The 12,159-nt window shown below is 58.1% G+C and carries 12 protein-coding genes; 3 read left to right on the top strand and 9 right to left on the bottom strand.

What is annotated here, in order from left to right; genetic code table 11:
• Positions 1-35: 35 nt before the first annotated feature.
• The 5 genes from carA to grpE form a co-directional block, all read right to left on the bottom strand.
• Positions 36-1,172, bottom strand: a complete 1,137-nt coding sequence (carA, locus tag J0G10_RS05055; RefSeq protein ID WP_007915228.1) for a glutamine-hydrolyzing carbamoyl-phosphate synthase small subunit — start codon at positions 1,170-1,172, stop codon at positions 36-38.
• A 257-nt stretch (positions 1,173-1,429) separates the two neighbouring features.
• Positions 1,430-2,236, bottom strand: coding sequence for a 4-hydroxy-tetrahydrodipicolinate reductase (dapB, locus tag J0G10_RS05050; protein ID WP_095049709.1), 807 nt, complete (start codon positions 2,234-2,236; stop codon positions 1,430-1,432).
• Between the two features lie 9 nt (positions 2,237-2,245).
• Positions 2,246-3,370 carry a molecular chaperone DnaJ gene (gene dnaJ / locus J0G10_RS05045; protein ID WP_016986506.1) on the bottom strand — a complete coding sequence of 375 codons (1,125 nt, stop codon included), beginning with the start codon at positions 3,368-3,370 and terminating at the stop codon, positions 2,246-2,248.
• A 297-nt stretch (positions 3,371-3,667) separates the two neighbouring features.
• Positions 3,668-5,584, bottom strand: coding sequence for a molecular chaperone DnaK (gene dnaK, locus J0G10_RS05040; protein WP_007915221.1), 1,917 nt, complete (start codon positions 5,582-5,584; stop codon positions 3,668-3,670).
• Between the two features lie 102 nt (positions 5,585-5,686).
• Positions 5,687-6,253, bottom strand: a complete 567-nt coding sequence (gene grpE / locus J0G10_RS05035) for a nucleotide exchange factor GrpE (protein WP_007915219.1) — start codon at positions 6,251-6,253, stop codon at positions 5,687-5,689.
• A 240-nt stretch (positions 6,254-6,493) separates the two neighbouring features.
• On the opposite strand from grpE, the gene recN reads away from it, so the two are divergent.
• Positions 6,494-8,167: a DNA repair protein RecN gene (recN, locus tag J0G10_RS05030; protein WP_007915217.1), complete on the top strand. Its 1,674-nt coding sequence runs from the start codon at positions 6,494-6,496 to the stop codon at positions 8,165-8,167.
• Positions 8,168-8,242: 75 nt separating this feature from the next.
• Here the strand turns inward: recN and fur are convergent, their stop codons facing one another.
• Entirely contained in the window at positions 8,243-8,647 is a 405-nt protein-coding gene (gene fur, locus J0G10_RS05025; protein WP_003221515.1) for a ferric iron uptake transcriptional regulator, read from the bottom strand.
• A 97-nt stretch (positions 8,648-8,744) separates the two neighbouring features.
• Here fur and J0G10_RS05020 point away from each other — a divergent pair, with 97 nt between their 5' ends.
• Entirely contained in the window at positions 8,745-9,272 is a 528-nt protein-coding gene (locus J0G10_RS05020) for an outer membrane protein assembly factor BamE (protein ID WP_095049705.1), read from the top strand.
• A gap of 60 nt (positions 9,273-9,332) precedes the next feature.
• On the opposite strand, the gene J0G10_RS05015 is transcribed toward J0G10_RS05020, so the two are convergent.
• From J0G10_RS05015 to J0G10_RS05005, 3 genes are read right to left on the bottom strand one after another with little or no spacing between them, the layout of a single operon-like run.
• Positions 9,333-9,647: an RnfH family protein gene (locus tag J0G10_RS05015; RefSeq protein ID WP_220557713.1), complete on the bottom strand. Its 315-nt coding sequence runs from the start codon at positions 9,645-9,647 to the stop codon at positions 9,333-9,335.
• A complete protein-coding gene (locus tag J0G10_RS05010; RefSeq protein WP_003221509.1) occupies positions 9,640-10,074 on the bottom strand; it encodes a type II toxin-antitoxin system RatA family toxin in 435 nt (144 codons plus the stop codon). The genes J0G10_RS05015 and J0G10_RS05010 overlap by 8 nt, the downstream gene beginning before the upstream one ends.
• A gap of 7 nt (positions 10,075-10,081) precedes the next feature.
• The gene (locus J0G10_RS05005) at positions 10,082-11,485 is read right to left on the bottom strand and encodes a sodium-dependent transporter (RefSeq protein WP_093435729.1); all 1,404 of its coding nucleotides are present in this window, start codon (positions 11,483-11,485) and stop codon (positions 10,082-10,084) included.
• A 119-nt stretch (positions 11,486-11,604) separates the two neighbouring features.
• On the opposite strand from J0G10_RS05005, the gene smpB reads away from it, so the two are divergent.
• Positions 11,605-12,087, top strand: coding sequence for an SsrA-binding protein SmpB (gene smpB / locus J0G10_RS05000; RefSeq protein WP_007915208.1), 483 nt, complete (start codon positions 11,605-11,607; stop codon positions 12,085-12,087).
• The last annotated feature ends 72 nt before the right edge of the window (positions 12,088-12,159 follow it).

Raw genomic sequence — 12,159 nt, 5'->3', positions numbered from 1 at the left:
TCGAGGGCTTCTCTCTACAGTCTCAAGGCGAACGCTTAGCGTCGCTTGGCCATCTCGTTGATGAAGCGGTCGAACAGTGGCGCGACATCGTTCGGGCCCGGGCTCGCTTCAGGGTGGCCCTGGAAGCTGAACGCGCTCTTGTCGGTGCGCTCGATGCCTTGCAGGGTGCCGTCGAACAGCGATTTGTGGATCGCACGCACGTTGGCTGGCAGGGTTTCTTCGTCTACCGCAAAACCGTGGTTCTGGCTGGTGATCATCACGACGCCAGTGTCCAGATCCTGCACCGGGTGGTTAGCACCGTGGTGGCCGTGGCCCATTTTCAGGGTCTTGGCGCCGGAGGCCAGAGCCAGCAGTTGGTGACCGAGGCAGATGCCGAATACCGGAATTTCGGTTTCCAGCACTTCCTTGATCGCCTTGATCGCGTAGTCGCATGGCTCTGGATCACCAGGGCCGTTGGACAGGAACACGCCGTCCGGCTTCAGTGCCAGCACATCAGCGGCAGGCGTCTGCGCAGGTACGACGGTGACGCGGCAGCCGCGCTCAACCAGCATGCGCAGGATGTTGACCTTGACGCCGTAGTCGTAGGCAACCACGTGGTAAGGCAGCTCGGAAGCGTCGATGGTCGCGTGGCTGTCGGTTTTCAGATCCCAGACAGTCGAGCGCCACTCGTATTGAGTCTTGGTGCTGACGACTTTCGCCAGATCCATGCCTTTCAGGCCCGGGAAGCCTTGCGCAGCGGCGATGGCCGCTTCTTCGGAGATGTTGTCGCCGGCCATGATGCAGCCGTTCTGTGCGCCTTTTTCACGCAGGATGCGGGTCAGGCGACGGGTGTCGATACCGGCGATTGCCACAACGTTGTTGGCTTTCAGGTAGTCGGACAGGGACATCGTGTTACGCCAGTTGCTCGCTACCAGCGGCAGGTCACGAATGACCAGGCCAGCGGACCAGACGCGGTCGGACTCGGCATCTTCCGGCGTGGTGCCGGTGTTGCCGATGTGCGGGTAAGTCAGGGTAACGATCTGTTGGGCGTAGGAAGGATCGGTAAGGATTTCCTGATAGCCGGTCATTGCGGTGTTGAACACCACCTCACCAACGGTTTGACCGTCGGCACCAATGGCTTCGCCGCGAAAAATGCTGCCATCAGCAAGGGCAAGTATGGCTGGCTTAGTCAAGAAGACCTCCCGTAAATAACGCATGAAAGGGCGATCGCAGGTTGTAAAAAAGCGGAGTGACGTATGGACACGTCACCCCGCTTCTTCACTGAATTATTCTGCGCGCTTTTAGTGGACACACTAAAGCTGTAGCTTACAGAAAAAGGCTTTTTTGGTCCACCGCTAAAGAGCCTAAAAGGCCGGAGAATGCGACAGGTCGTCGCCGAGCGGAGAAAAACCAGCGCAAACAGGGCGTTTGCGCCGGGTTCAGCAGTGTATCAACGCAGGTCAAGCACGTCTTGCATGTCGTACAGACCCGGCTCGCGACCATCCAGCCACAGCGCGGCACGCACCGCGCCCTTGGCGAACGTCATACGGCTAGACGCCTTGTGCGTGATCTCCAGGCGCTCACCTTCGCAGGCGAACAACACGGTGTGATCACCCACCACATCACCACCACGCACGGTGGCGAAGCCGATGGTTTCACGCTCACGAGCGCCGGTATGACCCTCACGACCGTACACCGCGACTTTCTGTAAATCACGATCAAGCGCACTGGCAATCACTTCACCCATGCGCAACGCCGTACCCGACGGCGCATCGATCTTGTGCCGGTGATGGGCTTCGATGATTTCGATATCCGCCTCATCACCCAGCACGCGCGCCGCCATGTCGAGCAGTTTCAGCGACAGATTGACACCGACACTGAAGTTGGCCGCGAACACGATCGGAATATCTTTGCCCGCGTCGGCCAGCAACTGCTTCTGCGCCGCGTCCAGCCCGGTGGTGCCAATGACCATGGCCTTGCCGGCCTTGCGGCAGAACGCGAGGTTTTTCAGCATCACTTCCGGCAGCGTGAAGTCGATCAACACATCGAACTCTTCAGCCACAGCTTCGATATGCCCGGACAGCGGCACACCGATACGCCCCAGCGAGGCCAGCTCCCCCGCATCGACGCCGATCAGCGTGCTGCCAGGACGAACCACGGCGGCGGTCAAACCGGTCAGCGGCGCGCGCTGCTGCACGGCCTCGACCAGAATCTTACCCATGCGCCCAGCAGCGCCCATCACAGCTATACGTCGCATGCCGACTCCTTACAGATCGCCGAAGAAGCGCTTCACACCGTCGAACCAACCGGTGGTTTTCGGCGAGTGGCTATTGTCGTCGGCCAGCGAGCTGCGGAATTCTTCCAGCAGTTCGCGCTGACGACGATTCAGATTGACCGGAGTTTCCACCGCAACGCGGCACATCAAATCGCCCGCACCGCCGCCACGTACCGGCGCCACGCCTTTACCGCGTACGCGGAACTGCTTGCCGGTCTGGGTGCCTTCAGGGATTTTCAGTTTGACGCGACCGTCGAGGGTCGGAATTTCCAGCTCGCCGCCCAGCGCCGCATCAACGAAGCTGATCGGCACTTCGCAGAACAGATGCTTGCCATCGCGCTGGAAGATGTCGTGCTCGCGGACATTGATAACCACATACAGGTCGCCCGTCGGGCCGCCCTGCGTACCCGCTTCGCCTTCGCCGGACAGGCGAATGCGGTCACCGGTATCGACGCCAGCCGGCACTTTGACCGACAGGGTTTTGTACTCTTCAACACGGCCGTCACCGTGGCAGGAGTCGCACGGATCAGAAATGATCTTGCCCTGGCCATGGCAACGCGGGCAGGTTTGCTGCACCGAGAAGAAGCCCTGCTGCATGCGCACCTGACCGATGCCGCCGCAGGTCGGGCAGGTCGATGGCGACGAGCCTTTCTTAGCGCCGGAACCATCGCACGGCTTGCAGTTGACCAGTGTCGGAACGCGGATATTCACCGACGTGCCGCGCACCGCTTCTTCCAGATTCAGCTCCAGGGTGTAGCGCAAGTCGCTGCCACGCTGAGCGCCGCCACGGGAACCACCGCGACCGCCACCGAAGAAATCACTGAAAACATCACCAAAGATGTCCGAGAAGTTCTGACCGCCGAAACCGGCGCCACCGCCACCCATGCTCGGGTCGACGCCGGCATGGCCGTACTGATCGTACGCCGCACGCTTGCTCGAGTCGGACAGCACTTCATAGGCCTCGTTGGCCTCTTTGAACATTTCTTCCGACGCTTTGTCATCGGGATTACGGTCCGGGTGGTGCTTCATCGCCAGACGACGGTAAGCCTTCTTGAGGTCCGCATCGCTTGAGCCGCGCTCAACACCCAACACTTCGTAATAGTCACGCTTTGCCATAAGTCTTCTGCACTCTTGAGGACGTTCGGCAAACCCCTCCTGAGGATGGCCAAACTCGTTGAGCCCCAATACAGGCCCGGACCCAACTCACGTCAATTCAACGATCCTGGTCTTTGTTTCTTGCGGTACTTGCGGCGCGAAAAGCAGGAGCATTCCCGGCCATACCGCCAACATCCGAACCTTGTCGCATGCTGTAAAAATTCGCGTATTCCAGATACGCCAACGCGGGAGCTAGCTCCCGCGCGGCGACATCCTACCAGTCACTGCCTAAAGGCAGTCAACCGGCCGACCAACAACTTACTTGTGGTCTTTGACTTCTTCGAACTCTGCATCGACAACGTCGTCAGCCTTCTCAGCCGATTCGCCTTGCGGGGCTGCGCCATCAGCTGGCTGCGCCTGTTCGGCGTACATCTTCTGAGCAACCGGAGCGGAGACTTTCGACAGCTCTTCCACCTTGGCTTCGATAGCGGCCTTGTCGTCGCCTTTGACAGCGGCTTCCAGAGCAACCACAGCAGCCTCGATCGCAGTCTTCTCTTCGGCGGTGACTTTGTCGCCCGCGTCAGCAATCATTTTGCGCGTCGAGTGAACCAGTGCGTCACCCTGGTTACGGGCAGCGGCCAGCTCTTCGAACTTGCGGTCTTCCTCAGCGTTGGCTTCGGCGTCACGCACCATGCGCTCGATTTCTTCGTCGGACAGACCGGAGTTGGCCTTGATCACGATCGACTGGGTCTTGCCGGTAGCCTTGTCTTTCGCACCAACGTGCAGGATGCCGTTAGCGTCGATGTCGAAGGTCACTTCGATCTGCGGCACGCCACGTGGAGCAGGTGGAATGTCGGCCAGGTCGAACTTGCCCAGGGACTTGTTCTGAGTGGCTTGCTTACGCTCGCCCTGCAGCACGTGAATGGTCACAGCGCCCTGGTTGTCGTCGGCAGTCGAGAACACTTGCGATTTCTTGGTAGGAATCGTGGTGTTTTTCTCGATCAGCGCGGTCATCACGCCACCCATGGTTTCGATACCCAGGGTCAGCGGGCTAACGTCGAGCAGCAGAACGTCTTTCACGTCACCAGCCAGAACGGCGCCCTGAATCGCAGCACCCATGGCAACGGCTTCGTCCGGGTTAACGTCTTTACGAGCTTCTTTACCGAAGAAATCGGTAACCAGCTTCTGTACCAGCGGCATACGGGTCTGACCACCGACCAGAATCACGTCGTTGATCGCGCCAACGTCCAGACCGGCGTCTTTCATGGCGATGCGGCAAGGTTCGATGGTGCGCTGAACCAGGTCTTCAACCAGTGCTTCGAGCTTGGCACGCGAGATCTTCACGTTCAGGTGCTTAGGACCGGTCGCGTCTGCAGTGATGTACGGCAGGTTGACGTCGGTCGACTGAGCGGACGACAGCTCGATCTTGGCTTTCTCAGCGGCTTCTTTCAGGCGCTGCATGGCCAGCGGGTCACCTTTGAGGTTCATGCCGCTTTCTTTCTTGAATTCGTCAACGAGGTAGTCGATCAGACGAATGTCGAAGTCTTCACCGCCGAGGAACGTGTCACCGTTGGTGGCCAGAACTTCGAACTGGTGCTCGCCATCAACTTCAGCGATCTCGATCACGGAAACGTCGAAAGTACCGCCACCCAGGTCATAAACGATCACGGTGTGATCGCCCTTAGCCTTGTCCATACCGTAAGCCAGAGCAGCTGCGGTCGGTTCGTTGATGATGCGCTTTACGTCCAGACCCGCGATGCGGCCGGCGTCTTTGGTCGCCTGACGCTGACTGTCGTTGAAGTAGGCCGGAACGGTGATCACCGCTTCGGTCACGGTCTCGCCGAGATAGTCTTCGGCGGTCTTCTTCATCTTTTTCAGGATTTCAGCCGAGATTTGTGGCGGCGCCATTTTCTGGCCGTTCACTTCAACCCAGGCGTCGTTGTTGTCAGCCTTGACGATCTTGTAAGGGACCATCTGGATGTCTTTCTGCACAACTTCTTCGTCGAAACGACGACCGATCAGACGCTTTACTGCGTACAGGGTGTTGTGCGGGTTGGTCACAGCCTGACGCTTGGCCGACTGACCTACCAGGATTTCGCCATCGTTGGCGTAAGCGATGATCGACGGCGTGGTACGCGCGCCTTCAGCGTTTTCAATAACTTTTGCTTTGCCGTTTTCCAGCACGGAGACGCAGGAGTTGGTGGTCCCCAGGTCGATACCGATAATTTTGCCCATGTTAACTCTCCCGAAACTTTGGATTTTTTTGCCGCAGCAGTGGTGGCTGACTGCGGTAATACTTAAACGCTTGACTTCTAAATGGGGGCCTTGCGGCTAATTTCAAGCCTTCTCGTCAATCGAAGGCGAAATTGGCGCAGGCGCCTTGCTGACCACAACCATGGCCGGACGCAGCAGGCGACCGTTGAGCTGGTAGCCCTTCTGGAACACCTTCAGAACGCTGTTCGGTTCTACGTCGGCGCTTTCTTGCATGGCCATCGCTTGATGCTGAACGGCGTTGAACGGTTCGCCGTGCGGATCGATCGCTTCCAGCTGATAACGCTTGAGGGTGTCGTGGAACATTTTCAGCGTCAGCTCGATGCCTTCGCGCATCGGACGAATGCTTTCGTCGTCCGGGTTCGACAGCTCGAGGCCGCGCTCCAGGCTGTCGACGATCGGCAACAGGTCGCCGGCAAATTTTTCCAGGGCAAACTTGTGCGCCTTCTCGACGTCCTGCTCGGCACGGCGACGGACGTTCTGCAGATCAGCAGCAACACGCAGAGATTGATCCTGCGCGGCGGCCAATTGCTCTTCGAGCACTTGTACACGGGTCGCCAGGTCATCACCCGAACCTTCGGGCGCCTGATTGGCTTCTGGGTTTTGCGTATCTACTGTCTGTTCGTCAGCCATAGAATTCTCCTTTCAATTTCGTCCGCGAGCCTGACTCGCGCTTCTGCCCCGATATATGGGGCCGCAAAATCAGGCTTCAAGGGCCTTCAAACATTAACCCTACAAAAAAGTGCCGAATCCTCATTCCTCGATGCACTAAGCAGATTTGTGGTTCAAGCAAATCGAGCTAAGGGAGGGCATTGTCAGCGCGAAACAAAACACTGTATAAATAACCAGACCTTTAGCTTGGGAGCGGCCTTTATGCTGGTGCACCTGTCCGTACATAACTACGCCATCGTTGAACATCTCGATCTCGAACTTGATCGCGGGATGAGCGTGATCACGGGTGAAACCGGCGCCGGCAAGTCGATCATGCTCGACGCACTGGGCCTGACCCTCGGCGATCGCGCCGACAGCGGCGTGGTGCGCCCCGGCGCCGACAAGGCCGACATCCTCGCGACCTTCGATCTGGCGGACATCCCTGAAGCCAGCGCATGGCTGGCAGAGCGTGACCTGGAGACCGACGGCCCGTGCATTCTGCGCCGGGTGATCACCTCCGAAGGTCGTTCACGCGGCTACATCAACGGCACTCCCTGCCCGCTCGGCGACCTCAAGTCATTGGGCGAGTTGTTGATCGATATCCACAGCCAGCATGAACACCAGTCCCTGCTGAAAACCGATACTCACCGCCGCTTGCTGGACGAGTACGCCGGCGCTACCGACCTGGCCCGCCAGGTTCAGCTCGCCGCCCAGCGCTGGCGCCAGACTCGCCAGGAGCTGGAGCGCCTCTCCAATTCTGGCGACGAACAACGCGCACGCCATCAATTGCTCAGCTATCAGCTTGAAGAGCTGGAAAACCTCGGCCTCGGTGATAACGAGCTGGAGCAACTGGAGCAGGAACACAAAAACCTGACCAACGCCGAAACCTTGCTGGGCATTTGTCGGCAAGTGGTCGAACAATGCAGCGAAAGCGATTCCGGCAATGTATTGAATGCACTGACCGCCAGCCTTAATCGCCTGTCGAGCGTGAACAATTCCGTTGGCGCATTGGGCGAAGCAAGCAGTTTGCTCACCAGCGCACAGATTCAGGTCGAAGAAGCCGTTGGCGAACTCAATCGCTTCCTCGATAACTTCGATGCCGATCCGGCGCGCCTGCAATATCTGGAAGAACGTCTCGACGCTATTTATACCCTGGCGCGCAAACACCGGATTCAACCCACCGAAGTCGGCGAAATGCAGCAGAAATTGCTGGATGAGATCGAAACCCTCAACGCCAATGACGAATCCATTGAGCGCCTGGGTGAAGAACTGGCCTCCTACGCCCGCCACTATCAGGAGAAAGCCCGAGAACTGAGCGATTTGCGTCATCAGGCTGCCGGCAGTCTCGCCAGTGCTGTTGAGCAGGAAATTCAGCGACTGGGCATGCCGGGGGGACGATTCACCATCGAATTGAAGGCCAACAGCAGCGACGAGTTATTGCCCAACGGGCTGGAGCAGGTCGAATTGCTGGTCAGCGCCAACCCGGGCCAGCCGCTGAAGGCGCTGGCGAAAGTCGCTTCCGGCGGTGAGCTGTCACGGATCAGCCTGGCGATTCAGGTCATCACCGCACAGACATCCCGTGTTCCGACGCTGGTATTCGACGAAGTGGACGTCGGCATCGGTGGCCCGACCGCAGAAATTGTCGGCCAACTGTTGCGCCGTCTCGGCGATCGCGGCCAGGTACTGACTGTCACGCACTTGCCGCAAGTGGCCGCGCAAGGCCATCAGCATCTGTTCGTGCACAAGGTGCGCGGTGAAGAGGCGACGCACACTGCCGTTTCCAAACTGAGCAAGAATGACCGTATAGAAGAAGTGGCACGGATGCTCGGCGGCATCGATCTGACCAAGGAATCCCTGGCCCACGCGAAAAAAATGGTGGTCACTGCCAAGGTTTAGCAATGACAGAAAGCACGAAGGCGACCCTTGGGTCGCCTTCGTTCGTTTCGCGAATGTGAAATTCGCGCGACATGCTTACTTTTTCTTGCGCACGTACAGCACCAGATTGTGATCTACCAGATCAACACCGTGCTCCTCGGCAATTGCCTTCTGGAGCTTTTCGATTTCCGGGCTGACGAATTCGACGACTTCACCGGTTTCCACGTTGACCATATGGTCGTGGTGACCACCGTCGGCCAATTCGAATACCGCATGGCCGCCGTCGAAGTTGTGACGGACCACGAGGCCAGCCGCTTCGAACTGGGTCAGAACACGGTAAACCGTGGCCAGACCGACGTCCTCGCCAGCTTCCATCAACGCCTTGTAGACGTCCTCGGCACTCATGTGACGCTGCTCGGTGGAGTCGAGCATTTGCAGGATCTTGACCCGTGGCAGGGTCACTTTGAGGCCGGCTTTGCGTAGTTCGCTATTTTCAACCATGGTCAGCTTTCTCGCGATGCTGCTTCGCAGCTTCTCTTAATGCGGGTATGATCGGCGTTTACGTTGTCCCAGCCAAGATAGTGGAAGTCGCCCACCGATGCAAAACACCAAGCTCTTGCTAACCAGTTTCACCTTTGTGGGACTGCTCGCACTCGCCGGTTGTTCATTCCCCGGGGTTTACAAAATCGACATCCAGCAGGGCAATGTCGTCACGCAGGACATGATAGACCAGTTACGCCCGGGAATGACCCGGCCGCAAGTACGGTTTATCATGGGTAACCCTCTGCTTGTCGACACGTTCCATGCCGATCGCTGGGATTATCTGTACAGCCTGCAACCGGGTGGCGGTGAACGCCAACAGGAACGCATCAGCGTTATTTTCAACTCAAACGACCAGCTTGTCAGCCTGTCCGGTGACTTTATGCCGGGCGTAAGCCGTGACGAAGCCATTCTCGGCAAGGACAGTGGCACGACCGTGTCTGCTCCTGCTGAAAACGCCGAGAAGCCAGAACCGGAAAAACCGGTCAAGCCAGGTTCCTTGCTGGATCAGATCCAGAAGGACGTCGATGGTGTGGAAACCGTTCCGGTTCCGACACCTGAGCCGCTGGACACCTCGCCGCAATAATTGGCGAGGCAATAAAAAACCCGGAAATTCCGGGTTTTTTATTGCCTGCAATTTGGCTTTTTACGCGTTTCGAGCCTTGGCTTCGGCAGCCTTGGCTGCTCGCAAGCGTCGAACCTCTTTCGGATCGGCAAGCAATGGGCGATAAATCTCGATGCGCTCCCCTGCCTGAATAACCCGCAAGTCCGGGTCAGCAACCACTTTGCCAAAGATGCCCAGCGGGCACTCCGCCAGATTCAACTCGGGAAACTCGCTAGCGATACCCGATGCAAGCACCGCAGCCCGCACCGTCGCGCCTTCATTGACGCTGAATGAGCGCAATACCTGACGATCCACGGCCGCGTATACCACCTCTATCTCGATCACCGGCTCAACCATGCATCTGCTTGGCGCGCTGGCAGAACGCGTCCACTAGCGTATTCGCAGCCTGATTGAACAGCGGCCCCAACGTCGCGCGCACTAGCGGCCCGGCGTAATCGAACGACAGATCCAGACTGATCTTGCAGGCCTTCTCGTTCAAAGCCTTGAACACCCAGACGCCGTGCAACTGATTGAACGGGCCTTCTTCCAGGTTCATTTCAATCGACTGCCCCGGCACCAGCGTATTACGCGTCACGAAATGCTGACTGAGCCCGCCCTTGGCTACGCCAACACTGGCGCGCATATGCTCCGGCGAGCTTTCCAGCACTTCCGCCGAGGAGCACCACGGCAGAAATTCCGGGTAGCGCGCCACGTCGTTGACCAAGTCATAGAGAAATTGCGCCGGGTACGGCAGCAACGCCGATCGTTGAATATGTGTCGTCATGTGAGCGTTACTTCCAGAGCTGAGCGGCAAACACTACAAGAATGCCGATGGGCGCCACGTAGCGCATCAAGAACAAAGACAGGGCGAACAGTAGCGGATTGCGGATCGACAACTCGTCGCGTACCGCTTCACGCCCCATCACCCATCCGGCAAACAGCACGAAACACAGGCCACCGAGCGGCAGCATGATCCGTGAGGTGAAGAAATCGATCACACCAAAGAAGTCCAGACCGCTCTGCGCACCCCATTGGTAGAGATGGAACATCCCGCCTTCGTTCACGAAAAATTTGGCTTCCTTCCAGATATTGAAGGAGAACACCGTGCCCAGACCGACGAACCAGCAAGTGAAGGCAAGCCAGAAAGTCACCCACGCGCGGCTGACTTTTGTGCGCTCAACCAAGTAGGCAACCATCGGTTCCAGAAGGGAGATCGCCGAGCTCCAGGCAGCAATCGCCACCAGCACAAAGAACACCACGCCCATCAACTGACCGAACGCCACGTTACCAAAGGCAAATGGCAGACTGACGAACATCAGCCCCGGCCCTTCGCTAGGGTTCAGGCCTCCGGCAAATACAATCGGGAACAAGGCCAGACCGGCGATCAGCGAAACAAAGGTATCGAGCAGTGCCACGCCGACAACGGTGCCCGACAACGATGAGCTCTTCGGCATATAAGCACCGTAGATCATGATCGAACCGACACCGACGCTCAGCGAGAAGAACGCGTGCCCCATGGCCGGCAACAAGCCGTCGAGGACTTTTTCCGGGTGGAAGTCGAACATGAAATGCACGCCTTCCATGAAATGCCCGGTGGTCATGCTGTAACCCAGCAACACCAGAATCATCACGAACAGCAGCGGCATCATGATGCGCAGGCTGCGCTCAAGCCCGGCGACCACGCCCTTGGCGATGACGAAGGCCGACAGCAGCATGAAAATCGTATGCCAAAGTGTCAGACGCCATGGATTGGAGATGACATTGCCGAAATAAGCGCCGACTTGATCGGCTGTGGCGCCCTGGAAGTCGCCGCGGCCCATATCGACAATGTAGTCGAGCGACCAGCCGCCGACCACACTATAGAAAGACAGGATCAACAATGCCGTGATCATCCCGGCAAATGCGCCCCACGACCATTTGCCCGAGTGCCCGGCTTCCAGTGCCAGCACCTTCAAGGCGTTCGCCGGACTTTGCCGGGCGCGCCGGCCGATCAGGGTTTCAGCGAGCATGACCGGGATGCCGATCAGCGCGATGCACGCCAGAAACATCAGCACAAAGGCGCCGCCGCCGTAGACCCCGACCATGTAGGGGAACTTCCAGATACTACCCAGTCCCACGGCCGAACCGGTCGCGGCGAGTATGAATACCCAGCGGCTAGCCCAACTGCCGTGGACAGAAACCTTGTCTGTCGACATCGTTTATCACGCCCAAGCGTTAGAAAAAGAGGCCGCATTGTCCGGGATTCACTCAACCTGCTCAAGCACGCAGCATCACCGTAGCCGACGGCGGTTTATCTCCATATAATGCCGCCCCTATGGCTAAACAGAAGAAACACCCAACAGGGACCATCGCGCAGAACAAAAAGGCGCGACACGATTACTTCATCGAGCACAAGTTCGAGGCTGGTCTGGTCCTGGCCGGCTGGGAAGTAAAAAGTCTGCGGGCAAGCAAGCTACAGCTGGTCGACAGCTACGTTCTGCTCAAGGATGGCGAAGCATGGTTGCTCGGCAGCCACATCACGCCTCTGATGACCGCAAGTACCCACGTCATCGCTGACCCGGTGCGCACACGCAAATTGCTGCTCAACCGCCGCGAGCTGGAAAAGCTCGCCGCCGCTGTGCAGCAAAAGGGTTACGCCTGCGTCTGCCTGTCCTGGTACTGGAGCAAGCACATGGTCAAGTGCGAAATTGCTCTGGGCAAGGGCAAGAAGGAATACGACAAGCGTGATACCGAGCGCGAGCGCGACGCCGGTCGCGAACTGCAGCGTGCCGTGCGCAACAAGGGCAAGGAAGACTAGTCTTCCCCCCCTTTAAAGCAAAGATCGCAGCCTGCGGCAACTCCTACAGGGAAATACATATTCCTGTGTAGG

The sequence above is a fragment of the Pseudomonas germanica genome (assembly GCF_019614655.1).
GTDB lineage: Bacteria > Pseudomonadota > Gammaproteobacteria > Pseudomonadales > Pseudomonadaceae > Aquipseudomonas > Aquipseudomonas neuropathica.
Note: the sequence above shows the minus strand (reverse complement) of the source record. Positions and strands in the feature narration are given on the sequence as shown.